This window comes from Bacillus sp. 2B09 (assembly GCF_003946835.1).
In the GTDB taxonomy this organism is placed as follows: Bacteria; Bacillota; Bacilli; order Bacillales; family Bacillaceae; genus Bacillus; species Bacillus altitudinis.
This window is the reverse complement of the sequence record NZ_RPSG01000001.1, coordinates 407,592-432,280: the sequence shown is the minus strand read 5'-3', so window position 1 is coordinate 432,280 and position 24,689 is coordinate 407,592. Positions and strand designations below refer to the sequence as shown.

Here is a 24,689-nt window from a genome sequence, read left to right as displayed (position 1 = left end):
TATTTTAGGAGATGAAAATGTGAAACTTCGAAAAGACCTTCGCAACATCGCAATTATTGCCCACGTTGACCATGGTAAAACGACGCTTGTTGACCAATTGCTCCATCAAGCTGGTACTTTCCGTGCGAATGAAAATATCGCTGAGAGAGCCATGGATTCAAATGATTTAGAGCGAGAGCGCGGTATTACGATCTTAGCTAAAAATACTGCGATCCATTATAAAGATACACGCATTAATATTTTAGATACACCAGGACACGCCGATTTCGGTGGTGAAGTTGAGCGTATCATGAAAATGGTAGATGGTGTACTTCTCGTTGTGGATGCATATGAAGGTTGTATGCCTCAAACACGATTCGTGCTAAAAAAAGCACTTGAGCAAAACTTAACACCAATTGTTGTTGTCAATAAAATTGACCGTGACTTTGCTCGTCCAGCTGAAGTAGTCGATGAAGTTATTGACTTGTTCATTGAATTGGATGCAACAGAAGAACAGCTTGAATTCCCAGTTGTATATGCATCAGCAATCAATGGTACAGCAAGTAACGATGCTAGTAAGCAAGATGAAAACATGGAATCGTTGTTTGAAGCGATTGTCAACCATATCCCATGCCCAGTCGACAACCATGAAGAGCCGCTTCAATTCCAAGTGGCGCTACTTGATTACAATGATTATGTTGGAAGAATTGGAATTGGCCGTGTATTTAGAGGAACGATGCAAGTAGGACAGCAAGTTGCTCTAATGAAAGTGGATGGCAGTGTAAAACAATTCCGCGTGACGAAGATTTTTGGTTTCCAAGGGTTAAAACGAGTGGAAATCAATGAAGCGAAAGCTGGAGATCTTGTCGCAGTATCTGGTATGGAAGACATCAACGTAGGAGAAACAGTCTGCCCGGTAGAACACCAAGAGGCTTTGCCGATCCTTCGTATTGATGAGCCGACACTTCAAATGACATTTGTTGTGAATAACAGCCCATTTGCAGGCCGTGAAGGAAAGTACGTGACATCACGTAAAATTGAAGAGCGTTTAGAACAGCAGCTTCAAACAGACGTAAGTCTTCGTGTAGATCCAACGGATTCACCTGATGCTTGGGTCGTATCAGGACGCGGTGAGCTTCACTTATCCATTCTGATTGAGAATATGAGACGTGAAGGATTTGAACTGCAAGTATCGAAGCCAGAAGTTATTGTAAAAGAAGTAGATGGTGTTCGATGTGAGCCTGTAGAGCGTGTTCAAATTGATGTACCTGAAGAGCATACTGGCTCTGTTATGGAATCAATGGGCGCAAGAAAAGGTGAAATGATTGACATGATCAATAATGGTAACGGTCAAGTTCGCCTGATCTTTACAGTTCCATCACGTGGTTTAATCGGATATACAACTGAATTTCTTTCATTAACTCGTGGTTTTGGTATTTTGAACCATACATTTGACAGCTACCAGCCGATGCAGTCTGGTCAAGTTGGCGGACGCCGTCAAGGTGTACTTGTTTCAATGGAAACAGGTAAAGCAACTGCTTACGGAATCCAAGGCGTTGAAGAGCGCGGTGTGATTTTCGTTGAGCCGGGTGTTGAAGTATACCAAGGAATGATTGTTGGTGAGCATAACCGTGAAAACGATCTTGTTGTCAACGTGAGCCGTATGAAACAACAAACAAACGTACGTTCAGCGACAAAAGATCAAACGGTTAGTATGAAAAAACCACGTATTATGTCACTTGAGGAATCTCTTGAGTACTTAAATGAAGACGAATACTGTGAGGTTACACCGGAATCGATCCGTTTAAGAAAGAAAATTTTAGATAAAAACGAACGTGAGAAAGCTGCGAAGAAGAAAAAGCTAGCAGGATTATCTTAATTCCATGAAGAATTAAAAAGATAGAACCCTGAAAGATAAGGGGAGGGAATCTTTTTGAATGATCAGGAAGTAAGTGAGAATCTATCCTTTTTCGCGATGCTGTTTCGTGTCGATGAAAATCCGCAAACAGGGATGTGGCTCCTATATGGCACCATCCTTGTTTTAGCGATTATTGTTTTTAAACTCGGCTTTGCTAGACGTTTACCGATTTTAAAAGCACTTGTCATTTATTTGTTTTTGATTTTTGGTTGCACGTTTCTCACATTTCTAGGTATCTTCTTGCCAGTCGCAGAAGGCCTGGTTGTGGCAGCTGTCATTTTGATTATTTATAAAATACGACTGCATCGTGCGAAAAAAGAAGGAACAGTAAGTACGTAAAAAAGACCTGAACTTGTGTCAGGTCTTTTTTATGTCTTCTGTTCTTTTTTTCCTTTTTTCTTCTTTTTCTCTTTCGTCGCAGGATCTTGATAAAGAGAGAATCTGCCAGTTTTGATGCGTGCCTCTGTCTTTACTTTAATTCTTTCTTGGCAGTCATCGCACATATATGTATGAATCGGTCGATTTCTTAACCGTTTAGCAACAAGTGTATCATCATTAATGGTTTCAAGCTTTTCACATAATGAGCACTTCACTCTCATCATTTTCACCTCACTTTGGTCATGCCTTCATTATAGCATGTTTTTTGAGCCACTTAAAATCAGTATAAAAAAGGCTTATATCACAAGAGATATAAGCCGCAGCGTGTAGGCAAACCCTCGCATTCGGTGTCAGTCCTGCGCTTCGGTGCTCACGAATGTCAAATTCGCTCCGCGCCGATGCTCGTCCTTCCTGGACTGCAAAGGTTTTCTATCACGCTGAAAAGAAGACAAAGAGCCAAAATAAAGTTCATTTTAGCCCTTTGTCAACAATCTAAAACTTATATCACAAGAGATATAAGCCGTTCTCATTATTTCTTCTGATTCATATGATGGTTTGATTGATCGTTTTGATTTTTTTCTAATTGCTTTTGATCTTGTTGTTTGAGCTGATGATTCGGATCATTCGTTGGATCTGTTTCGTTACGGTCGATTTCATTTCGAGGCATTTCTGGCATAACACGGCCCACAATAGCTGCTAATTCGTCCATAATTCCGCTTACTGGCCTGCCAGCTTGTATTTCTTTGCCCATTTCCTTTAAACGGCTCACTGTATCTGGATCAGCGACGACAACAGCATTCGCACCTTCTGGGTCATTTTTCAGTGCTTTGGCGACTGAATATTTAATGGTTTCAACTTTGCTTCTATCTAAATCATCTTTTACATCAATGCCGACGACAGCATACTTGCCGATGACGATCGCTGTTGCGTCATTTACATCTGCTACATGCTCAGTCACATTCACTAGGTGTTTTGCCACATCTGTTGATGGGCGGGCTTTATCAGTGTTTTTCTTGGATGAGTCTGATACTCTTACTAAATGCTTGTTTCCGTCTTGATGTTCTTGTGCCAAAGGCTTCTCTTGATGCTGGCAAGCGCCTAATAAAAGAATGGTTTGAACCATGAATAACGTCAAAAATAGTCGCATGTGTATTCCCTCCTTCACAAACTGCATGATTTATTTTATTGTTGAATTAACCTTCTAACTTTATTCATGAAAACATATATTTTAACAATCGTTTTTGGAAAGACAAGGATGAATGAAACCCCGATCAGGAGGCGAAGGACCTGAGTAAAATTTATGTATTAGACACAAATGTGTTATTACAGGATCCGAATTCAATCTTTTCATTTGAAGACAACGAGGTCGTGATTCCGGCCGTAGTGTTAGAAGAAGTAGACTCGAAAAAAAGATATATGGACGAGGTTGGGCAAAATGCACGACGTGTCTCACGTTTAATCGACGGGTTGAGATCGAAAGGGAAACTGCATGAAAAAATTACGCTGGAGTCAAAAGGAACGCTGCGTATTGAGCTGAATCATCGCTCTTTCCATGAACTTCAAGAAATTTTCATCGAAAAAACAAACGATAACCGGATTTTGGCTGTTGCGAAGAATTTGAGCTTAGAGGAAGAAACAAAACCGGATGGCCGGCCTGTCATTTTGGTCAGCAAAGATGTCCTAGTGCGAGTAAAGGCGGATGCCATTGGTCTGCAAGCAGAGGATTTCTTAAGCGATCGAGTGCTACAAAATGAAGACATTGATAACGGCTATCACGAGCTCTATATTCCGACTGAGCAGCTGAATACATTTTATAAGCAAAATCAGTTACCGATAAAAGACGTCACCCAAACGCCATTAAACCCTCATCAATTTGTTATTATGAAGGGAAATGAAGGTGGATCTGCTTTGGGGATGCTTGATCAAAAAGCAGAGCATGTGAAACGGCTTATTTATGACCAAGAACATATTTGGGGAATTCGCCCAAAAAATGTCCAGCAAACGATGGCGCTTGAGTTACTTTTACGCCGCGATATTCCGCTTGTGACACTTATCGGAAAAGCGGGAACAGGCAAGACACTGCTTGCACTTGCTGCTGGATTAATGCAGACAGAGGACCTCGGCATGTTTAAAAAGCTCATCGTGGCGCGCTCTATTGTTCCTGTCGGTAAGGACTTAGGGTATTTGCCAGGCGAAAAAGAAGAGAAGCTCAGACCGTGGATGCAGCCGATCTATGACAACCTAGAATTTTTATTTAACACAAAAAAACCTGGTGAACTCGATGCGATACTAGCGGGCATCGGTTCAATTCAAGTGGAAGCTTTAACGTATATTCGCGGGAGAAGTATCCCTGATCAATTTATCATTATCGATGAGGCGCAAAACTTAACAAAACACGAAGTAAAAACATTATTAACGCGGGTTGGTGAGGGAAGTAAAATTGTGCTGATGGGAGACCCAGAGCAGATTGATCACCCTTATTTAGACAGCTTAAATAATGGGCTCACATATGTCATTGAGCGTTTCAAAGGGCAGCAAATATCTGGACATGTCAAGCTTGTCAAAGGAGAAAGGTCTGGACTTGCTCAGCTTGCAGCTGATTTATTATAGTCCAGACCCGTCATCTTATGTAATGATTAACTCTTTGACGCCTTTAATCGGCTGAGTGATGTTGGACTGATCCTCGAAATAAACGTGGATTGGTCCTTCTTCTGTTATAGGCTTTCCATTTTGGCTGAAATGGGCAATGCTATCCATCGCCTTAGAGAGCGGAACAGCAATTGTTTCTGTTTCTGTGACAAATTCACACGTCTCCGCTTGTTCGAGCGGTTCTGCATTTTTTATCATGTCGCCAAGTTTCATCCCGAAGCTGCCTGTGACAAGTCTTTCTTTTTCGTATTTTTTCTCTGTTTTTAATGTGGGTGGAAGTGTTTGACCTTCTCTTATGACCCGCTCTTGATCAAGCTCCTGATCTAGCTGCTGCTCTTCGTTTGCTGCACTTTTCTCAAAAAATGAATCCATTAAAAATTTACGGTCATCAAAAATCCATACACTCGGATCAATGGTGATCTTGTATTGTACGTTCCCCTTAATTTGAATAATGCTCATGTTCAAGACAACCCCTTTCCAACATAAATTATAGAAGTTTTCGCCCGCTTTGTCACTTTCATAAACATGCACCTCCTTGTACAAACTACGATTAGACGAAAAATAGGGAGGATTTTGGGCATGGCATGTCGTGACAATGAAGAGCTTCAGCGATTTGTAGAAGAGGCAAAAAAGGTGGCCAAAAATGGAAAGGTAGCATCCTATATTCCGGCACTCGGTAAAGCGGATCAATCGGATTTATCTGTCGCTGTTTATCATGTGAGTAATACGTGCCACTCAGCAGGAAATGTTGATAAACGATTCACCCTGCAAAGTATTTCAAAAGTATTAGCACTGGCGCTCGTGCTCTCAGAAGAAGGACCGAAAAAAGTGTTTCAATATGTTGGACAAGAACCGACTGGCGACCCGTTTAATTCGATGATTAAACTAGAGACAGCAAGCCCCAATAAGCCGCTGAACCCAATGATTAATGCAGGAGCGCTTGCCGTTACAAGTTTAATCAGAGGGGCAACGCCGCAAGATCAGCTGAACCGGCTGCTTGGTTTTATTAGAGAGCTTGCCAATGACACCACCATTACATATTGCAAAGAAACCGCTGCATCCGAATTTGAAACATCAATGATTAACCGCGCAATGTGCTATTATATGAAGCAATATCATATCATTAAAGGGAATGTAGAAGAGGTGATGGACGTCTATACAAAGCAATGCGCCGTCATGATGAATAGCCTGGATTTGGCGAAGATCGCGTGTGTTTTTTCATTAGATGGCAGGCATCCAGAGACAGGAAAGCAAATCCTTTCGAAAGATGTGGCTAGAATTTGTAAAACATTTATGGTCACATGCGGCATGTACAATGCGAGCGGGGAATTTGCGATCAATATCGGAATCCCTGCTAAAAGTGGTGTTTCAGGCGGAATTATGGGGGCGGCGCCATACGACTTTGGGATAGGTATATTCGGACCTGCTTTGGATGAAAAAGGGAATAGTATTGCGGGTATTAAGCTGCTTGAGCTCATGAGTGAAAAATATGAGATGAGTATCTTTTAATGACGAATGGCTTCTTTTTATTTTTACAGAGCGAACTGTACAAATCTGCTTGCAATTTTGGGCGTTTCGCTTTATGATAAATAGAAGAATTAGGTACTCGCCTGGGGAACGGAGGGATACTTTTGGCGTCAGAAATTTTAGTCGATCATCGGCAAAAAGCACTGGCTTTATTAAAATTGGATGCAGATAAAATTTTAAAATTGATCCAAGTGCAAATGGACAACTTAACGATGCCGCAATGTCCTCTTTATGAAGAGGTTTTAGATACTCAAATGTTCGGATTATCGAGAGAAATTGATTTCGCTGTCCGGCTTGGATTAGTTGATCAACATGAAGGCAAAAAACTACTCGATAAACTTGAGAGAGAACTATCCGCACTTCATGATGCGTTCACAAAAAAATAATGATTGAAAACTCAAACTTCCACAACATAAGTTTGAGTTTTTTTGTCCGCCTTTTTATTTTGATTGATGCCAAACGGACTTGATTGTCTCATGAAAGACGAACAATATAAAGAGGTAAAACGGGATCAAACGGAGAAAATGTAGTAGAATAAGAACAGCTAAGAGAAGAGAATATCAAGCAGTAGAAATAGACGTTAGGAAGAGGATTATATGTTAAAGAGAATGCTAAAATCGTATGACTACTCATTATTGTTCGCCATTATATTAATTAGCGCATTCGGCTTGGTGATGGTGTATAGCTCAAGTATGATTACATCTGTGATCAGATATGATGCTGCGCCAGATAATTTTTTCAAGAAACAGCTTTTATTTATGATTGTCGGGGCGGTCATCTTGATGTTTACAGCCCTCATTCCGTATCAGCTGCTCTTAAATAAAAGATTCCAAATTGTGATGCTTTTGCTATCTGTGTTTTCTCTCATTTATGTGTACTTTGGCGGTCACATTGCAGGGAATGCTAGAAGCTGGATCAAATTTGGGCCTTTTAGTCTTCAGCCAGCGGAATTCGTGAAGATCGTTGTCATCATTTATCTTGCTGCTGTCTATGCAAAGAAGCAGCATTATATTGACCATATTTTAAGAGGGGTTACACCTCCAATTGTGGTTGTCTCCATCCTATGCGGATTTATTATTTTGCAGCCAGACTATGGGACAGCTTTTATCATTGGTATGATTGCCCTTGCGATGATTTTATGCTCAGGGTTTAGCGGTAAAACGCTGGCCAAGCTGCTCGCTTTATTTAGTGCGGTGATGGTTGTTGTGACACCGTTTATTATTCTTTTTTGGGATAAAATTTTCACGCAGAATCGTCTTGGACGTTTTGAGAGTTTCCAAGATCCATTTAAAGACGCAGGCGCTTCTGGGCATCAATTGATTAATTCATATTATGCGATTGGATCAGGCGGCTTTTTTGGGCTTGGTCTTGGAGAGAGTGTACAAAAGTATGGATACCTTCCAGAACCGCATACAGATTTTATCATGGCAATTATCTCGGAAGAGCTTGGTTTTTTCGGTGTATTTTTTGTCCTTGCTCTCCTTGGCTTTATTGTCGTGAAAGGTTTTTACATTGCGAGAAAGTGTGAAGATCCGTTTGGAAGTTTGCTTGCAATAGGAATTTCTTCAATGATTGCCATCCAAACGTGTATTAATTTGGGCGGTGTTTCAGGTCTTATTCCGATCACTGGGGTCACACTTCCGTTTATCAGCTACGGGGGATCGTCTATCATTTTACTGAGTGGATGTATGGGAATATTGCTGAATATCAGCATGTTTACTGAATATAAAGAGCGTTATAAAAAGAAAAAATCAATCAGCAAACCATCGATTCAAAAAAATGGATTGCAGAAAACTTTGAATCTTTAGAAAACAAAAGTGTACAGTTTTCATTTCTTCCTTTATTATAGAGTACATATAAAATTTTAAGGGATATGGAGGAGTGAGAATGTCACAGAGAACAATTCAAAAGGTTCTAGTTGCAAACAGAGGGGAAATCGCTATCAGAGTCTTTAGGGCCTGTACGGAGCTCAACTTACGTACAGTGGCCATTTACTCCAAAGAAGACTCGGGCTCTTATCATCGCTATAAAGCCGATGAAGCATATCTAGTTGGAGAAGGGAAAAAGCCGATTGATGCCTACCTTGATATCGAGGGGATCATCGAAATTGCAAAACGAAATGACGTGGATGCGATTCATCCAGGATACGGATTTTTATCTGAAAACATTCATTTTGCAAGACGATGCGAAGAGGAAGGCATCCAATTCATTGGCCCAACTTCTCAACATTTAGATATGTTTGGAGATAAAGTAAAAGCGAGAGATGAAGCGAAAAAAGCTGGAATTCCAGTCATTCCAGGAAGTGACGGGCCAGTTGATTCGGTCAAAGAAGTCGAAAAATTCGGTGAAGAATATGGTTACCCGTTTATTATTAAAGCTTCACTTGGAGGCGGCGGCCGAGGTATGCGGATTGTCAGATCAAAAGAGGAGCTGAACGAAGCCTATGACCGTGCAAAGTCAGAGGCGAAAGCGGCTTTTGGAAATGACGAAGTATACGTTGAAAAGCTGATTGAAAATCCGAAACATATTGAAGTGCAGGTGATTGGAGACAATCACGGCAATATCATTCATTTATATGAGCGTGACTGCTCTGTTCAAAGGCGTCATCAAAAAGTCATTGAGGTTGCACCAAGTGTGTCTCTTTCTAATCAATTGCGTGAAGACATCTGTGAAGCGGCTGTTCAGCTGGCGCAGAATGTATCGTATATCAATGCAGGGACTGTAGAATTCCTAGTGGCAAATGGGGAGTTTTATTTTATTGAAGTCAATCCTAGGGTCCAAGTGGAACACACGATCACAGAAATGATCACAGGTGTCGATATCGTCCAAACCCAAATTCTTGTCGCAAAAGGACATGACCTTCACAGCAAAGAAGTCGGGATACCAAAACAAGAAGATATCTTTACACATGGATTTGCCATTCAATCAAGGGTCACAACAGAAGATCCTTTGAATGATTTTATGCCAGATACAGGAAAAATCATGGCTTACCGTTCAGGCGGTGGTTTTGGTGTACGTCTTGATACAGGGAACAGCTTCCAAGGTGCGGTGATTACACCTTATTACGATTCACTGTTGGTCAAGCTGTCAACTTGGGCACTTACATTTGATCAAGCTGCGGCTAAAATGGTCCGAAATTTACAAGAATTCAGGATTCGTGGCATTAAAACAAATATCCCGTTTCTTGAAAACGTCGCAAAGCACGAGAAGTTTCTAAGAGGGGAATATGATACATCGTTTATTGATTCAACACCTGAGCTATTTAACTTCCCTAAGCAAAAAGACCGCGGAACGAAAATGCTTACTTATATTGGTAACGTTACCATTAATGGGTTCCCTGGTATTTCGGAAAATAAGAAGCCTCATTTTGATCAACCAAATGTGCCGAAACTTGCTGTCCATGAAACGATACCTTCTGGAACAAAACAATTGTTAGACAAGCATGGACCTGAGGGGCTCGCCAATTGGGTGAAAGAGCAAAGCGGTGTACTCTTAACAGATACAACCTTTAGAGACGCGCATCAATCGCTGCTTGCAACACGCTTTAGAACACACGACTTAAAGAAAGTTGCGCAGCCAACAGCAGGTTTATGGCCAGAGTTATTCAGTATGGAAATGTGGGGCGGCGCTACATTTGATGTGGCATATCGTTTCTTGAAAGAAGATCCTTGGGAAAGATTGAAAGAGCTTCGTCAAGAAGTGCCAAACACCTTGTTCCAAATGTTATTAAGATCATCAAACGCTGTTGGATATACAAACTATGCGGATAATGTGATTAAAGCATTTGTAAAGGAATCGGCAGAGGCAGGCATTGACGTCTTCCGTATTTTTGACAGCCTAAACTGGGTCAAAGGTATGACGCTTGCTATTGATTCTGTTCGTGAATCAGGCAAAGTGGCAGAGGCAGCGATTTGTTATACAGGTGATATTCTTGATCCATCACGTCCGAAATATGATTTGAAATATTATGTCTCTCTTGCGAAGGAGCTTGAATCCGCAGGCGCTCATATTTTAGGCATTAAAGATATGGCGGGATTATTAAAACCGCAAGCGGCTTATGAGCTTGTATCGGCTCTAAAAGACGAGCTCACGATTCCAATCCATCTTCATACACACGATACGAGTGGAAATGGACTCTTCACCTATGCAAGAGCGATTGATGCAGGTGTTGATATTGTTGATGTTGCAGTCAGCTCTATGGCGGGGCTCACATCACAACCAAGTGCGAGCTCATTATATTATGCTCTAGACGGACATGAAAGAAAGCCAGAAATGAATGTTCAAGCGGTTGAACGTCTTTCTCAATATTGGGATTCCGTCAGAAAATATTACCATGAGTTTGAAAGCGGAATGAATTCACCGCATACAGAAATTTATGAGCATGAAATGCCTGGCGGTCAGTATAGTAACCTGCAGCAGCAGGCGAAAGGGGTCGGCCTTGGCGAACGCTGGAATGAAGTAAAAGAAATGTACAGACGTGTAAATGACATGTTTGGTGACATTGTGAAAGTGACACCGTCTTCTAAAGTGGTCGGAGATATGGCACTTTATATGGTGCAAAACGATCTGACAGAAGAGGATGTTTATGAAAAAGGAGCAACACTGGATTTCCCAGATTCGGTTGTTGAATTGTTTAAAGGCTATTTAGGACAGCCTCATGGCGGATTCCCAGAAAAGCTGCAAAAGCTGATTTTAAAAGGGGAGGAGCCGCTTACTGTCAGACCGGGTGAGAAACTGAAGCCTGTGGACTTTGAAGAGATCAAAAAGCAGTTCAAAGAATCACATGATCTGACGTTGACAGAACAAGATGCCATTGCATATGCTTTATACCCGAAAGTCTTTTCTGAATTTGTTCAAACAGCAGAAAGCTATGGAGATATCTCTGTTCTTGACACACCAACCTTCTTCTACGGCATGAGACTTGGTGAAGAAATTGAGGTGGAAATTGAAAAAGGGAAAACCCTCATTGTCAAACTCGTGTCCATTGGAGAACCGAATCCGGATGCTACAAGAGTGCTTTACTTTGAACTGAATGGACAGCCGCGTGAAGTGGTCATTAAGGATGAAAGCATCAAATCCTCCGTTCAAGAAAAAATGAAGGCAGATCGCTCAAATCCAAATCACATTGCGGCATCGATGCCAGGCACTGTGATCAAAGTACTTGTTGAAAAAGGACAGAAAATTTCTCAAGGTGAGCATTTGATGATCAATGAAGCGATGAAAATGGAAACGACGGTACAAGCACCGTTCTCAGCAGTCGTGGATGAAATTCATGTCACGAATGGAGAAGGGATTCAAACTGGAGATCTGTTGATTGTCTTAAAGCCTGAATAATGAGTGAGACACATCCACTGCGATGTGTCTCAGCGTATAGACAAACCTTGCATTCTTTGTCAGTCCTGCGTGCTGGCGCTCACGAATGTCACATTCGCTCCGCTCCAGTACTCGTTCTTCCTAGACTTCAAGGGCTTTCTATCACGCTGAAAAGAAGACAAAGGGCTAAAATAAAGAGCATTTTAGCCCTTTGTCAACAATCCAAGACACATCCACTGCGATGTGTCTTTTTTTGAGCGCATTAAAATGTGCAGCCGCCCGCTAGAGTGATTACACTATAGAATGAGGTGAAGAAAGAGTGGAAATTGTCGTGATTTGGTTTCGCCGAGATATGCGATTGGATGATCATATCGCCTTATCAAAAGCGATCACATATGCAAAAAAACATCAGTACCGATTATTTGCTTTTTATCATCTAGATCCGTTTTTTACAGAAATGGAACTGGATTTGAACAACGAACATTTCTTTCAAAACTTGGCCAATTTCGTCAAGGAAGCGAGAGAATCTCACATGTATGTTCATCTCATTCATGATGATATTTTGTCCGCTTTTCAAAAGCTCATGAATGCTTATGACATCAATGCGGTCTTTTTTAATGAAGACGAAGTAGGAAATGGTCAAACACGTGATGAGCAAGTGACCCGTTTCTTAGAAGAAAAGGGCATTCATGTGTCAAAGTGGCAAGATACGCATCTGCATGGGGCGAGAGATATTTTAAAAGCGGATGGTTCTCATTATCAAGTGTTTACTCCATACTATCAAGCGTGGAGGAAGCAGGAGAAGCAGTCTGTGATAAAAGTTGACAAATCATTTCTGAGCAGCAAGCATACGATTTGTGATGAGTCACTTTCTGAAAAGGGAGATGAGAAACTAAGGGACATCATCAAGAAATGTACAAGGAAATTCGATCAGATTGGATCAGACAAAGCGATGAGCACGCTAGGCGGCTTTATTCAAGAAAGATTGACGCATTATCATGAGAAACGAGATATTCCGTCTGTTTTTGGGACGAGCAAGCTGTCTCGGTTCTTAAAAACCGGGACCATTTCTATTCGCACGATCTTTCATGCTGTCAATGAGGAAGAACTTTTTGAAGATAAGGGCAAGGAAACATTTATCAAAGAGCTGGCGTGGCGTGATTTTTATCATATGATCTTTGCGCATTATCCAGAGATGAAAGAAAAAGAAATCAACTCCTCCTTTCAACATATAAAATGGAATGATGATGAGAGACTTTTTGAAGCTTGGTGTAAAGGACAAACAGGCTTCCCGCTCGTTGACGCTGGGATGAGACAGTTAAATGAAGAAGGCTGGATGCATAACCGTTTGAGAATGGTGACGGCTTCATTCCTGACAAAAGATTATTTCATCGATTGGAGAATGGGCGAAGCGTATTTTGCGAGAAAACTTGTCGACTATGATGAGGCTTCGAATATTGGAGGATTTCAGTGGGCAGCCTCTGTCGGAACGGATGCTGTTCCTTACTTCCGTATTTTTAACCCAACGACCCAGTCGAAACGATTTGACCCAAGCGGAGAATATATTAGAAGGTATGTACCAGAACTAAAGCATGTGAATGAAAAATGGATTCATGAACCGAGTAAAATGCCGATAGATGAGCAAATGAAATCGGGATGTGTGCTGGGGGATACATATCCTCTGCCTACAGTCGATCATCAAGAAAGACGAAAAAAGGCCATTTCGCTATTCGAAGAAGCGAAACAAACATAAAAGAAATCCCCCTTTTCGGATGAAAGGGGGATTGTATGTTTATCTGAAAGGCTCTCTATTTTCATATTTAAACCGGGCAATGAGTAAGCAGAAGTAGCATAGTACCCCAAACAAACAAGAAATAAAGAATGAATGAGCAAGCGCATAACCAAGTGCGAGCTGAGAATAAACAGACATGACACCAGAGATCGCTTGAAGTGTAATCAGAATGGCTGAAATGATCCATCCATAATACAGCTGCTTTTGTTCTTTATAATGTTTAAGGGCATGGAACATCGCAACAAATATCCAAACGAATAAAAGAAGGGCTGCTGCTCGGTGAGACATTTGAACCCATTGATTAAAATACGCTGGAAGTGCGCCGTCTTTTGAACAAAATGGGAAGACAGAGCATGCAAGACTTGATTTTGTATGTCTCACATAGGCGCCCGTATACACCACAATATACGTATATGTGATCAACCCATAAATATGGAACTGCATTCTTTTACCGATATGAAGTGGCTTCACAAGCTTTGTTTCAGATCTGGTGGCTTCAAACACAAGCAGTGCCAGCAGTAAAACGGAAGCAAAAGAAATCAGTGAAATACCGAAGTGCAGTGCCATGACAAGTGCGTTAGAACCAAACACAACGGCGAGTGCTCCTAACAGCGCTTGAAGCAGTAAGAATATAATGGACATGATGACCAAAAATTTGGTTTCACGGAATACTGGACTGATTTTTTTCCAGCATAAGACCGCCAGTGCCAGTACAAGAATGGTGGAAACTCCTGTTGACATGCGGTGGCTCCATTCGATAATGGAAGCAGGGTTCATTTCTGGAAAGAAACGACCGTGGCAAAGGGGCCACTGTCTGCCGCAGCCAAGACCGGAGCCAGTTTTCGTCACAAGCGCACCGCCAATCAGAACGATCAGCATCACAAATGTTGTGACAACGCTCAATAACCTTAAAGCAAATTTCATCAAATGATTTCACCTTCTCTAAATAACTTCTGATCTAAATGAAAACCTCACATGCTCTCAAGTTTAAGCCAAATGCGTGTTCTGTTGCAATTCATAATGACCAAAGTTCACAAAAAAATGATATGTTAGTTCACAAAGTTTACAGATTTAGAGTGCTTGATCTTTCTTTGACAGTCTGATAGAAATAGAGGAGAGAATATTTCATTTTGCACCGCCTTCTGAAACGCACATCCTAATAAATTCACGAAAAGTTCACAAATAACTTCAAGTTTGTCGTTTATTATTTAATAGGATGTTTTTTTACAGCTCTTTATCTTGTATGATAGAGTTGTAACGATTTTACGTTTTATTCGTTCGTTTGAAGGTTTGGGCAAGGGAGGTTATACACATTGGCAAATTCCAAAACAGCCGCGGAAGCAGCTATTCATGGACAAATAGAAGAAACAACCGCTTTAAAAGATTTTCTTGCTCTTATTAAAATGGGCATCGTCAATTCCAATTTCATTACAACATTTACTGGAATGTGGCTTGCTTTTTATTTTACAGGTATGAGTTTTCTTGGGAATCTTGATATTGTGCTGTTAACAATGATTGGTTCTTCTCTTATTATTGCCGGTTCATGCGCCATTAATAATGCGTTTGACCGTGATATTGATATACTAATGGAAAGAACAAAAACAAGACCGACGGTGACAGGTAAAGTTCAGCCAGGTCAAGCGTATGCATTTGGTATTCTGCTTGTTGTACTTGGACTGATTATGCTGCTGATGACAACTGTTACATCAGCAGTGATTGGATTTATCGGTGTCTTTACTTATGCAGTTCTATACACGATGTGGTCTAAACGTCATTACACCATTAATACAGTCATTGGGAGTGTATCTGGTGCGGTTCCGCCATTAATTGGCTGGACAGCTGTTACAGGCACCATCGACACAACGGCTTGGGTCCTGTTTATGATTATGTTCATCTGGCAAATTCCGCATTTCTTATCACTTGCGATTAAGAAAACGGAAGATTACCGCAAAGCAGGTATTCCAATGCTGCCAGTTGTTTACGGCTTTGAAGTCACAAAACGCCAAATCATCATTTGGACAGCATGTCTTCTTCCGCTTCCATTTTTCTTAGGTGGATTAGGATGGCCGATTGTCGCACTTGGCACATTGCTGAACATTGGATGGCTCGTCATTGGTCTTATGGGCTTTAAAATGAAAGATATCATGAAGTGGTCAACACTCATGTTCGTTTATTCATTAAACTACTTAACGATCTTTTTCGTTGCGATGATTATTATTACACTATTCTAGAGTGAAATACACTTTGATCACATCAAAACAATGGCTATATCTTATAACACAACATTTTCTTACAACTATGAAAGCCGCCTGATATTCAGTTCTATTTAGGCGGCTTTCTGTTTATACATAGATGGTATTTTGAGTAAAAACATCATTTTTTTATGAAAAGAGGAAATGTAAGTGCTTTTATAAGAGGCGGGGGTTATGGATGGGTGAAAGGTGATTTTATAAATAAGAGGTAAAAGCGAAAGGCAAAGGAGATCAAGCAAAAGGGGTTGGGACAAATTATGATAAGAAAATGGCGTGTTTATTCACTGTTTCTCTTACTGACGCTCGTTTTGGCGGGCTGCGGTGAACCATACTTATCAACACTCAAGCCAGTTGGGGAAGTAGCAGATAAACAGTTTTTCCTAACGGTACTGAGTACACTTATTATGGTTCTTGTCGTTATTGTTGTATCGATCATTTTCTTTTACGTCATCATTAAATTCAAACGTTCTAAAGTGGGAGAAGATACGATTCCTAAACAGGTAGAAGGGAACCGTAACCTCGAAATTACGTGGACAGCGATTCCGATACTTCTACTCATTATTCTCGTTGTACCTGTTGTGGCATACACGCTTGAGCTAGGGGATACAAGCGCCATGGATAAGAAAAAACGAGATCCTGAAAAGACACTTGTAGTGAATGTAAGAGCCAGCTTATATTGGTGGGAATTTGAATACCCTGATTATGGGATTGTGACAAGTCAGGAATTGATTGTTCCAACTGATCAAAAGGTTTATTTTAAGCTGAAAGCATCTGATGTGAAACACTCATTCTGGATTCCATCAGCTGGGGGTAAAATTGATACAAATACAGACAACGAGAACAAGTTTTATTTAACATTTGACTCAAAACGAACGAAAGATGCTGGAGAATATTTCTATGGGAAATGTGCAGAGCTTTGTGGTCCCTCACATGCTTTAATGGACTTTAAAGTTAAAACGCTTTCTCAAGATGAGTTTTTAGGCTGGACGAAAAAGATGACAGATTATAAGAAGCCTGCATCTACGTCAGATCTAGCCCTTGAGGGTGAAAAACTCTTTAAAGAGAAAAACTGTTTAAGCTGTCATGCGGTAGAGCCTGGAGATGAACGGCCAGAGGCGGCAAGGACTGCACCAAACCTTGCAACCTTCGGAGAGCGGACAAAAGTAGCTGGAATTAAAGACATGAACAAAGAAAATGTCAAAGCATGGCTGAAAGATCCAGAGAGCTTTAAACCAGGTAATAAGATGACAGGGACGTACCCTAAACTAAATGACTCAGAAGCAGATGCACTCTACGAGTATTTAAAAGGTCTTAAAATACAGTAAATGCCTTGAGCAGCTTGAAGTTGCGCACATTCAAAAGGGTATACGATCTATGTGAAGTTTTTGTTAAGAGCTCCCGAATAAGTCTCTACATCCAAGAATAAGTCATCTGTCAGATATAGTCTGTTTTTAGAACGTGAAGATAGACATTGATATGAAAAGGGGCAAATGGGAGATAAGAGGGGGATTTCATGGTGAGTACAATAGCTAAAAAGCGGGGGTTTGGCGCTGTCTTATGGGATTACTTAACGACGGTTGACCACAAAAAAATTGCCATACTATATTTAGTGGCAGGGGGATTTTTCTTTTTAATTGGTGGCCTGGAAGCGATGATTATCCGTATTCAGCTAGCCATCCCTGAAAATGATTTTGTGAGTGCAGGGTTTTACAATGAAGTCATGACGATGCATGGAACAACGATGATTTTCCTTGCAGCAATGCCGCTTTTATTTGCATTAATGAATGCGGTTGTACCCATTCAAATTGGTGCACGTGACGTAGCGTTTCCATTTGTGAATTCACTTGGTTTTTGGCTGTTCTTTTTCGGAGGTATTTTCTTAAACCTTGGATGGTTTATGGGCGGAGCACCTGATGCAGGCTGGACTGCCTATGCGTCGCTCACGCTGAATTCAGAAGGGCACGGCATGGATTTCTATATTTTAGGGTTGCAGATAGCGGGTATTGGTACGCTAATTGCCGGAATCAACTTTCTTGCAACGATTATTAATATGAGAGCGCCAGGTATGACGTATATGAGAATGCCGCTCTTTACCTGGACGACGTTTGTGGCATCCGCACTAATTTTATTCGCATTCCCGCCGCTGACAGCAGGGCTTGCGATGCTGATGCTTGATCGAATGTTTGATACGAGCTTTTTTAATCCAGAGCTCGGCGGAAATACAATCATCTGGGAGCATTTGTTCTGGATTTTTGGACACCCAGAAGTGTATATCTTGATTTTGCCGGCATTTGGGATTTTCTCTGAAATCATTCCGGTGTTTGCAAGAAAAAGATTGTTTGGTTATTCGTCCATGGTGTTTGCGACTGTATTAATTGGTTTCCTTGGATTCATGGTGTGGGCGCATCACATGTTCACAACAGGACTTGGTCCAATTGCCAATGCGATCTTTGCCGTAGCCACAATGGCGATTGCGGTGCCAACTGGAATTAAAGTTTTTAACTGGTTGCTCACCATATGGGGCGGTAATGTGAAGTTCACAACGCCGATGCTATATTCAGTTGCGTTCATTCCGTCATTCTTACTTGGCGGTGTAACCGGCGTCATGCTTGCAGCAGCAGCAGCGGATTATCAGTTCCATGACACGTACTTCGTTGTGGCGCATTTCCACTATGTCATTATCGGTGGTGTGGTCTTCGGTATTTTAGCAGGTGTGCATTATTGGTGGCCGAAGATGTTTGGGAAAATACTGAATGAGAAGCTTGGGAAAATTGGCTTTGTGCTGTTTTTCGTCGGTTTCCATTTAACGTTCTTTATCCAGCATTTTCTCGGTCTTTGGGGCATGCCGCGCCGAGTCTTTACATTCTTGCCAGGTCAGGGTCTAGACCTTGGGAACTTGGTGAGTACGATTGGGGCACTGTTCATGTTTGTAGCAGTTGTCATCATGCTGATTAATATCATCTGGACGACAGCAAAAGGGGAGCGTGTATCGGGCGATCCTTGGGGAGATGGAAGAACGCTTGAATGGGCAGTATCTTCACCTCCGCCAGAATATAACTTTAAGCAGCTGCCTCTTGTACGGGGACTTGATCCATTATGGATTGAGAAAATGGATGGTAAAAAAGGAATGACAGCATCTGAACCGCTCGATGATATTCACATGCCGAATAATTCCATCTTGCCTATCATTATCTCATTCGGTCTATTTGTGTCAGCGTTTGGTTTTATGTATCGTCAAGAACACAGCTGGGGTCTACCGGTGATCTTCATTGGTCTTGGCATCACGTTTGCGACCATGCTCGTTCGCTCTCTTAAAGATGATCATGGATACCATATTCACAAAGAAGATTTGACGGATGACGATGACAAAGGGGTGAAAGCATAATGGAACCACAAAAAATGACAGCGGAAACCTTTCCGGCTTCTCCTGAGAAAGCCACGTTAGAAGGAAAGAATAAGTTCGTCGGGTTCTGGTTGTTTCTTGGGGGAGAAACGGTCCTGTTTGCATCTTTGTTTGCCACTTATTTGGCGCTGAAAAATTCAAATGCAGGCGGCGCAACAACAACTGAAATGTTTGACCTCACACTTGTCTTTATTGCTACAATGCTTCTGTTAACGAGCAGTTTAACGAGTGTGTATGCTATGTATCATATGAAAAACTTTGCCTTTAAAAAAATGCAGCTTTGGTTAGGTGTAACCGTTCTTTTAGGTGCTGGATTTTTAGGGGTAGAAATTTATGAGTTTTATCATTATGTGCATGCGTATGAATTTACCATTACGAGTTCTGCACTTGGCTCTTCCTTCTATACGCTTGTTGGAACACACGGGGCTCACGTCGCATTTGGACTTTGCTGGATCACCGCTCTGATGATTCGGAATATGAGACGCGGACTCGATTTATACAATGCACCAAAATATTATGTGGCGAGCCTTTATTGGCACTTCATTGATGTTGTGTGGGTCTTCATCTTTACCGTTGTATATTTAATGGGAATGGTGGGATAAGAATGGGAAATAAAAACACAAATCAGTCCAAAGTCGATCTTGTCTATCGGAAAAAGAAAAATGCCGAAGAAATGAAGCATCAGCTCATTTCTTTCGGCTTGATGATTGGTTTAACGTTTGTTGCCTTTTTAACAATCGCCTCTGAAGACGTCGGAAATTGGTTCGCTGTCCCTTTTATTTTACTGCTTGCAGTGATTCAGGTCGCTTTTCAGCTTTATTATTTTATGCACATGAACCAAAAAGGGCATGAAACACCCGCGTTGTTTCTTTACTCAGGTGTGTTTGTCGCGTTTATTACCGTTTTAGCCTTTTTGACCATTATTTGGTGGTAAGCTCGCTTTGCCCTTGAAGGAGGCGCAGCAATGGAAAACTTAGAGATATTTGGATTTCGTGCATTATGGAGTCCTTACTATTTGACATGTATTGTAGCAGCAGCCGCTTTTTATCTGCTTCTCGTGACGAAGGGGAAGCACCGTGCGACGGTGAAAGAGAAAACGCTGTTTCTCACGGGGCTTGTGTTGCTTTATGCAGTGAAGGGGAGCCCGATTGATTTAATGGGGCATATTATGTTCAGTGCGCATATGGCGCAAATGGCAGTGCTCTATTTGGTCATCCCGCCCCTTCTTATTACAGGTTTGCCTGCGGCGATTTGGGAGCGGACCATTCAAACACGGGGTATTCAGCCGATTTTCCGCTTGTTTTCTAAGCCGTTGATTGCCTTACTCGGTTTTAACGGGTTGTTTTCGCTGTATCATATTCCGCTTGTGTTCGATTTTGTTAAAACAGATCCGTTTTATCACGCATTGATGACGGTTGTCATTTTTATCGCTGCCTTTTTCATGTGGTGGCCGCTTGTCCATAAAGTGCAAAGTCAGCCGCAGATTACAGGCATTTTAAAGCTTGGATATATTATGGCAGATGGGATTTTAATGACACCTGCCTGCGCACTCATTATGTTTAGTGAAGCGCCTATCTATGCCACTTATTCAGATGCCGGCGCATGGATACAAGCACTGCACCTATGTGTACCAAGTGATATGCTTGCAGGTCTTGCGCTTACGGGTCCTGACATGTTTCATACATTGCCGCTGCTAGAAGATCAGCAGCTAGGTGCTATTTTGATGAAAATCATTCAGGAGATTGTATACGGATCCATTCTTGCTGTTGTCTTCTTTGACTGGGCGAGAAAAGAAAGAGCGAAAGATGCCGTACCAGATGCGCTCATTCCGAAATATGAATAAATGAAAAACACAGCCGCAGGGGCTGTGCTTCCAGATTGTTGGCAAAGGGCTAAAATGAACTTTATTTTAGCCCTTTGTCTTCTTTTCAGCGTGATAGAAAACCTTTGCAGTCTAGGAAGGACGAGCACTGGAGCGGATCGAATTTGGCATTCGTGAGCACCAGCGCACAGGACTGACAACGAATGCGAGGGTTTGTCTACACGCTGAAAGCACAGCCGTAGGGGCTGTGCTTCTTTTATGCTTCAGCAGTTATCGCTTCTAGTTTTTCTTTCAATTGGTTCAGCGTTTTTTTGCTGGATTGAATAAGAGATTTAGGGAAATCTTCGCCTTCTCCATATTCAACACCATGCGGATAATAGTGTTTTCCAAGTAAAGGTGTCAGCAGCTGGATGTGGGCTTTTTTGGAGCCGACATCTCCCTCAGTGGCGTAGCCAGAGATCCGTAAGTAAAACGTCCCCTCTACCATGTTATACTTCCTGTCGTACGTCACACGCTCATAATCCCATTGATCGGCTCGTACAAATCCTTCACTTTCCATAATGAAATCCAATTTATTTAAGTCAGCTGATACCTTTTCAATCCCCGTACCTTCAAACTTCACCCAAAACCCCTCCTTATAAAAATTCCCTTTACTGACAATCATAGTATGAAAGCGTTAAACTTTCAACTGTGAAGGGTATGTTCTTTTATAAGCTGGTTACAGTAATAAAGAAAATAACGGATGGAGGAATCAACGTGAAAACGAAAAAAATCAAAGATATCATGACGAAAAAAGTAGTGACGTTGCAAAAGGACGACAATGCGTATGAAGCGGCAGTCAAAATGAAAGATGCTGACATTGGTGCCATTCCGGTAGTCGACGGAGATCAGCTTGTTGGTATTGTCACAGACCGCGACCTTGTACTTAGAGGTATTGCTGAGAAAAAGCCGAACTCACAAGAGGTTGGTGCCATCATGACGAAGGAAGTTTTGACAGCTGAAGAAGATGCAACCCTAGAAGAAATTGTCCGGTTGATGTCAGAACATCAGCTCCGCCGTATCCCGGTTGTCAAAAACGGGGCACTCACAGGGATCGTAGCCCTTGGGGATTTATCAGTTGAAGATTTATCAAACGATCGTGCAGGTGATGCTCTGACGGAAATCTCTCAACAAGACCAGGATCATGGCCAAGGATTTCTTCATTAGGAGGGGCATATTTTAAATTCGTGTTAAATAGGCTGTATTGTCGTTGATAAATGGAGCAAGTTTTGTTTAAATGACAGTAGAAGGTACTTTTTGTACCTTGCCAATTTAACGGAGGTGTTTATTTGAAAACTGTGCTGAAAACACTCTTCATCCTCCTGATTATATCTGGAACGTACGTTCTGTTTATTCAATATGGATCTTCACCAGAAAAAGAAAACAGCAATGAGCCGAAGGTGTCTAATGAAGAAACATCTAGCGATAAGCCGATCAACATTCCGAAAAAAGGTCTCATGTCCTTTATGGGGAAGTCTTCAAACGAAGTGCTTAAACAGCTAGGGGAACCAGATCGCATTGATCCTTCCGCATATGATTATGACTGGTGGATATACAATCAATCGAAGAAACACTATATTCAAGTAGGGGTAAAGGACAGTAAAGTGGTGACCTTGTTTGCGACAGGGGATGGGCTGAATGTTGAGCCGTTTAAAATCGGTCAAGCCACAAGTGAAGTGTTTAAAAAAACACAAATCGCTCCTTACATTCATGTAGAGGACGAGGGAAATTCATATCGCTTTGAATTCTCAGAAGATGATATGAATACCAGGCCGACGGTGAAAGTGGGAGATGATGTGTATGTCCAGCTCTACATGGATAAGTTTGAAAGCACTCTTTCGAGCATTCGAGCCTTTAATGCAGATACATTTGTCAAACAAAAGCCGTATGAAGTCGTTTATCGAGGTCAATTAATTGAACCTGAGGCGATATCAGGCGAAAAGTGGAAGGATATTGAAGCGTCGAGTCAAAAACAAATTTTTGATATGACCAATATTATCCGCCATAAGTACAAACTGCCGACCTTAAAGTGGGACGATGAAACCTCTGAAGTGGCATTCATGCATAGTGAGGACATGAAAGATAATCATTATTTCTCCCATGAATCTAAAAAATACGGCACGCTGAAAGATCGGTTAGAAAGAGGCGAGGTCGCATTTCAGCTTGCGGGGGAAAACATTGCGTATAATTATGTTGATGGCCCTGCAGCTGTAGAAGGCTGGCTGAATAGCGAAGGTCACCGGAAGGCATTGTTAAATCAAGATTACACGCACCTTGGCGTTGGTGTGAAAGAAAAGTATTATACACAAAACTTCATTAAGAAAACGTCTTAATCCTCTAAACAGCTGCGCACAGATGGCGGCTGTTTTTTTATGAAAAGGGCTCACCAAAATAGACCCAGATGTATATAGTATAGTAGGCATTTGTATGGGGGGTGAGGATATGACAAATAAGCAAAAGCAAACATCCATTGATGAATTTAAACAGTTCGTCAGACGCCATCCGAAATTAATTCAAGAAGTGCAGACGCAAGAAAAAAGCTGGCAAAGTTTATACGAGAATTGGGTCATGTTTGGTGAGGAAGATGACATGTGGTCTCCTTACCGGCAAACACAAACGGAAGAAGCAAAAGAAGAAAAAGCCGCTAAGCAAAGTGAACCGGGAAAAGCAGATTTTATGTCTAAAATGGTTTCTGCAGTGAAAAAAATGGACGCTGATCAAATGAATGAACAGATTAATAAAATGAGCCAGTCTATTTCCTCTTTACAAAGCTTACTCGGTCAATTTTCATCAAATGGCTCAAAGAAGGGTTCATCTGGAGGCAGCCAGCACCCATTCTCCTTCAGGAAAGATTAATTGAAAGGGGATGCTTTTGGTGCGGAGAGAAGTACAAGAGTTTGTCATGGCCGAAGAGGATCGAATCAAATTCATCAGGCAGCGCCCACTCTGGTATAGACAGTTAACGCGGCATCCTGAAAATGTCACTTCGTTTGAATTAGATAAAATGAACTTTTACGAAAAAACCATTCCTCATCGTGTGAGCCAGTTGAGCAATAGTGTCCAAATGGCTGAAATGATGATCCAGATGTTCCAAGCAATGCGCAATCAAAATGGAGCCGGGTGAGGCTTTTTTTGAGTTGATTAAGATGTCTATTTCATGAGCATCCTATAAAAGTAGACGAAAGGAGAATCAGAACATGAAATGGATGCTGTCAATATGCGCATTGCTTTTTCTTCTCACCGGATGTCAAAGTCAACATGATCAAGAGCAAGTAACTAGGCAAGAACCAGCAGTACCAGTCATGCAGCAGACGCAAAGTGAAATGAAGCAGCAAGGCTTTTTAAAATACAAAGTGCAGGGATCTGTTGTGTATATAGAAAGTACACTTCAAGATTTTCACCTTGAACCTTCACCCCTAAAAAAGGATAAGAAGGTGGGGTATTTTACAGTGTATGTAGACGGGAAACGGGCAGGCAATGAGTATACTGCGGCGTTTGTGGTCAAGCACCTTTCAAAAGGAAAGCATAAAATGACCGTTGTGCTAAATTCTCGTCACCCTGAATATAAGCAGAAAAGAGAGACGTGGGATGTATTTGTCACGTAAAAGCATTTTCTG

The 24,689-nt window shown here is 41.5% G+C and carries 24 protein-coding genes; 19 read left to right on the top strand and 5 right to left on the bottom strand.

The window, feature by feature from the left end; all coding sequences use genetic code 11:
- The first annotated feature begins 19 nt into the window (after positions 1 to 19).
- Entirely contained in the window at positions 20 to 1,858 is a 1,839-nt protein-coding gene (gene typA, locus EBQ12_RS02175; protein WP_008345068.1) for a translational GTPase TypA, read from the top strand.
- A 96-nt stretch (positions 1,859 to 1,954) separates the two neighbouring features.
- A complete protein-coding gene (locus tag EBQ12_RS02170) occupies positions 1,955 to 2,236 on the top strand; it encodes a YlaH-like family protein (RefSeq protein ID WP_045034298.1) in 282 nt (93 codons plus the stop codon).
- Between the two features lie 29 nt (positions 2,237 to 2,265).
- On the opposite strand, the gene EBQ12_RS02165 is transcribed toward EBQ12_RS02170, so the two are convergent.
- A complete protein-coding gene (locus EBQ12_RS02165) occupies positions 2,266 to 2,496 on the bottom strand; it encodes a YlaI family protein (protein WP_008345063.1) in 231 nt (76 codons plus the stop codon).
- Between the two features lie 308 nt (positions 2,497 to 2,804).
- Positions 2,805 to 3,422: a YhcN/YlaJ family sporulation lipoprotein gene (locus EBQ12_RS02160; protein ID WP_008345059.1), complete on the bottom strand. Its 618-nt coding sequence runs from the start codon at positions 3,420 to 3,422 to the stop codon at positions 2,805 to 2,807.
- Positions 3,423 to 3,562: 140 nt separating this feature from the next.
- Between EBQ12_RS02160 and EBQ12_RS02155 the strand changes: the two genes are divergently transcribed.
- The gene (locus tag EBQ12_RS02155) at positions 3,563 to 4,885 is read left to right on the top strand and encodes a PhoH family protein (RefSeq protein ID WP_025207279.1); all 1,323 of its coding nucleotides are present in this window, start codon (positions 3,563 to 3,565) and stop codon (positions 4,883 to 4,885) included.
- Between the two features lie 15 nt (positions 4,886 to 4,900).
- On the opposite strand, the gene EBQ12_RS02150 is transcribed toward EBQ12_RS02155, so the two are convergent.
- Complete coding sequence (locus tag EBQ12_RS02150) at positions 4,901 to 5,383, bottom strand: hypothetical protein (protein ID WP_008345056.1); 483 nt, start codon at positions 5,381 to 5,383, stop codon at positions 4,901 to 4,903.
- Positions 5,384 to 5,503: 120 nt separating this feature from the next.
- On the opposite strand from EBQ12_RS02150, the gene glsA reads away from it, so the two are divergent.
- From glsA to EBQ12_RS02120, 5 genes are all read left to right on the top strand, one after another.
- Entirely contained in the window at positions 5,504 to 6,433 is a 930-nt protein-coding gene (glsA, locus tag EBQ12_RS02145) for a glutaminase A (RefSeq protein WP_035392166.1), read from the top strand.
- A 122-nt stretch (positions 6,434 to 6,555) separates the two neighbouring features.
- Positions 6,556 to 6,837 (top strand): Fpa/YlaN family protein, encoded by a 282-nt coding sequence (locus tag EBQ12_RS02140; protein ID WP_003212509.1) that lies wholly within the window; start codon positions 6,556 to 6,558, stop codon positions 6,835 to 6,837.
- A gap of 210 nt (positions 6,838 to 7,047) precedes the next feature.
- Positions 7,048 to 8,259 (top strand): putative lipid II flippase FtsW, encoded by a 1,212-nt coding sequence (ftsW, locus tag EBQ12_RS02135; RefSeq protein ID WP_007499829.1) that lies wholly within the window; start codon positions 7,048 to 7,050, stop codon positions 8,257 to 8,259.
- 79 nt (positions 8,260 to 8,338) lie between these two features.
- Positions 8,339 to 11,785 (top strand): pyruvate carboxylase, encoded by a 3,447-nt coding sequence (gene pyc / locus EBQ12_RS02130; RefSeq protein WP_041092203.1) that lies wholly within the window; start codon positions 8,339 to 8,341, stop codon positions 11,783 to 11,785.
- Between the two features lie 298 nt (positions 11,786 to 12,083).
- On the top strand, positions 12,084 to 13,517 hold the full coding sequence (locus EBQ12_RS02120; protein WP_125588926.1) for a cryptochrome/photolyase family protein: 1,434 nt from the start codon (positions 12,084 to 12,086) through the stop codon (positions 13,515 to 13,517).
- Positions 13,518 to 13,556: 39 nt separating this feature from the next.
- Here EBQ12_RS02120 and EBQ12_RS02115 read toward each other — a convergent pair whose 3' ends face one another.
- Positions 13,557 to 14,480, bottom strand: coding sequence for a COX15/CtaA family protein (locus tag EBQ12_RS02115; RefSeq protein WP_024720295.1), 924 nt, complete (start codon positions 14,478 to 14,480; stop codon positions 13,557 to 13,559).
- A 389-nt stretch (positions 14,481 to 14,869) separates the two neighbouring features.
- Here EBQ12_RS02115 and cyoE point away from each other — a divergent pair, with 389 nt between their 5' ends.
- From cyoE to ctaG, 6 genes are all read left to right on the top strand, one after another.
- Positions 14,870 to 15,787, top strand: a complete 918-nt coding sequence (gene cyoE, locus EBQ12_RS02110) for a heme o synthase (RefSeq protein ID WP_024720296.1) — start codon at positions 14,870 to 14,872, stop codon at positions 15,785 to 15,787.
- Between the two features lie 278 nt (positions 15,788 to 16,065).
- A complete protein-coding gene (gene coxB / locus EBQ12_RS02105; RefSeq protein ID WP_039168612.1) occupies positions 16,066 to 17,133 on the top strand; it encodes a cytochrome c oxidase subunit II in 1,068 nt (355 codons plus the stop codon).
- A gap of 188 nt (positions 17,134 to 17,321) precedes the next feature.
- Positions 17,322 to 19,193 (top strand): cytochrome c oxidase subunit I, encoded by a 1,872-nt coding sequence (ctaD, locus tag EBQ12_RS02100; RefSeq protein WP_007499823.1) that lies wholly within the window; start codon positions 17,322 to 17,324, stop codon positions 19,191 to 19,193.
- The gene (gene ctaE, locus EBQ12_RS02095) at positions 19,193 to 19,813 is read left to right on the top strand and encodes a cytochrome c oxidase subunit III (protein WP_007499822.1); all 621 of its coding nucleotides are present in this window, start codon (positions 19,193 to 19,195) and stop codon (positions 19,811 to 19,813) included. Before ctaD ends, ctaE begins: the two co-directional genes overlap by 1 nt.
- Positions 19,814 to 19,815: 2 nt before the next feature.
- Positions 19,816 to 20,145, top strand: a complete 330-nt coding sequence (gene ctaF / locus EBQ12_RS02090) for a cytochrome c oxidase subunit IVB (protein ID WP_003211520.1) — start codon at positions 19,816 to 19,818, stop codon at positions 20,143 to 20,145.
- Positions 20,146 to 20,175: 30 nt separating this feature from the next.
- On the top strand, positions 20,176 to 21,054 hold the full coding sequence (ctaG, locus tag EBQ12_RS02085) for a cytochrome c oxidase assembly factor CtaG (protein WP_125588924.1): 879 nt from the start codon (positions 20,176 to 20,178) through the stop codon (positions 21,052 to 21,054).
- Between the two features lie 235 nt (positions 21,055 to 21,289).
- Here ctaG and EBQ12_RS02080 read toward each other — a convergent pair whose 3' ends face one another.
- Positions 21,290 to 21,655 carry a YugN family protein gene (locus EBQ12_RS02080; RefSeq protein WP_008345035.1) on the bottom strand — a complete coding sequence of 122 codons (366 nt, stop codon included), beginning with the start codon at positions 21,653 to 21,655 and terminating at the stop codon, positions 21,290 to 21,292.
- 161 nt (positions 21,656 to 21,816) lie between these two features.
- Between EBQ12_RS02080 and EBQ12_RS02075 the strand changes: the two genes are divergently transcribed.
- The 5 genes from EBQ12_RS02075 to EBQ12_RS02055 all read left to right on the top strand — a co-directional run bounded on the left by EBQ12_RS02075 (position 21,817) and on the right by EBQ12_RS02055 (position 24,677).
- Positions 21,817 to 22,239, top strand: coding sequence for a CBS domain-containing protein (locus EBQ12_RS02075; protein ID WP_034646433.1), 423 nt, complete (start codon positions 21,817 to 21,819; stop codon positions 22,237 to 22,239).
- Between the two features lie 122 nt (positions 22,240 to 22,361).
- Positions 22,362 to 23,405, top strand: a complete 1,044-nt coding sequence (locus EBQ12_RS02070; protein ID WP_058337381.1) for a CAP domain-containing protein — start codon at positions 22,362 to 22,364, stop codon at positions 23,403 to 23,405.
- Between the two features lie 109 nt (positions 23,406 to 23,514).
- On the top strand, positions 23,515 to 23,928 hold the full coding sequence (locus EBQ12_RS02065) for a YlbD family protein (protein WP_024720298.1): 414 nt from the start codon (positions 23,515 to 23,517) through the stop codon (positions 23,926 to 23,928).
- Positions 23,929 to 23,947: 19 nt separating this feature from the next.
- Positions 23,948 to 24,196, top strand: coding sequence for a YlbE-like family protein (locus tag EBQ12_RS02060; RefSeq protein WP_017359376.1), 249 nt, complete (start codon positions 23,948 to 23,950; stop codon positions 24,194 to 24,196).
- A gap of 73 nt (positions 24,197 to 24,269) precedes the next feature.
- Positions 24,270 to 24,677, top strand: a complete 408-nt coding sequence (locus EBQ12_RS02055; RefSeq protein WP_125588922.1) for a hypothetical protein — start codon at positions 24,270 to 24,272, stop codon at positions 24,675 to 24,677.
- The last annotated feature ends 12 nt before the right edge of the window (positions 24,678 to 24,689 follow it).

Bases quoted from the DNA above. Each gene is read 5' to 3' on its own strand.
- ctaF (WP_003211520.1), top strand. From the start codon at position 19,816: ATGGGAAATAAAAACACAAATCAGTCCAAAGTCGATCTTGTCTATCGG.
- ctaG (WP_125588924.1), top strand. From the start codon at position 20,176: ATGGAAAACTTAGAGATATTTGGATTTCGTGCATTATGGAGTCCTTAC.
- coxB (WP_039168612.1), top strand. From the start codon at position 16,066: ATGATAAGAAAATGGCGTGTTTATTCACTGTTTCTCTTACTGACGCTC.
- EBQ12_RS02170 (WP_045034298.1), top strand. From the start codon at position 1,955: ATGCTGTTTCGTGTCGATGAAAATCCGCAAACAGGGATGTGGCTCCTA.
- EBQ12_RS02115 (WP_024720295.1), bottom strand. From the start codon at position 14,480: ATGAAATTTGCTTTAAGGTTATTGAGCGTTGTCACAACATTTGTGATG.
- EBQ12_RS02165 (WP_008345063.1), bottom strand. From the start codon at position 2,496: ATGAGAGTGAAGTGCTCATTATGTGAAAAGCTTGAAACCATTAATGAT.
- EBQ12_RS02075 (WP_034646433.1), top strand. From the start codon at position 21,817: ATGACGAAAAAAGTAGTGACGTTGCAAAAGGACGACAATGCGTATGAA.
- EBQ12_RS02055 (WP_125588922.1), top strand. From the start codon at position 24,270: ATGAAATGGATGCTGTCAATATGCGCATTGCTTTTTCTTCTCACCGGA.
- pyc (WP_041092203.1), top strand. From the start codon at position 8,339: ATGTCACAGAGAACAATTCAAAAGGTTCTAGTTGCAAACAGAGGGGAA.
- ftsW (WP_007499829.1), top strand. From the start codon at position 7,048: ATGTTAAAGAGAATGCTAAAATCGTATGACTACTCATTATTGTTCGCC.
- EBQ12_RS02150 (WP_008345056.1), bottom strand. From the start codon at position 5,383: ATGAGCATTATTCAAATTAAGGGGAACGTACAATACAAGATCACCATT.
- EBQ12_RS02160 (WP_008345059.1), bottom strand. From the start codon at position 3,422: ATGCGACTATTTTTGACGTTATTCATGGTTCAAACCATTCTTTTATTA.
- EBQ12_RS02065 (WP_024720298.1), top strand. From the start codon at position 23,515: ATGACAAATAAGCAAAAGCAAACATCCATTGATGAATTTAAACAGTTC.
- ctaD (WP_007499823.1), top strand. From the start codon at position 17,322: ATGGTGAGTACAATAGCTAAAAAGCGGGGGTTTGGCGCTGTCTTATGG.
- ctaE (WP_007499822.1), top strand. From the start codon at position 19,193: ATGGAACCACAAAAAATGACAGCGGAAACCTTTCCGGCTTCTCCTGAG.
- glsA (WP_035392166.1), top strand. From the start codon at position 5,504: ATGGCATGTCGTGACAATGAAGAGCTTCAGCGATTTGTAGAAGAGGCA.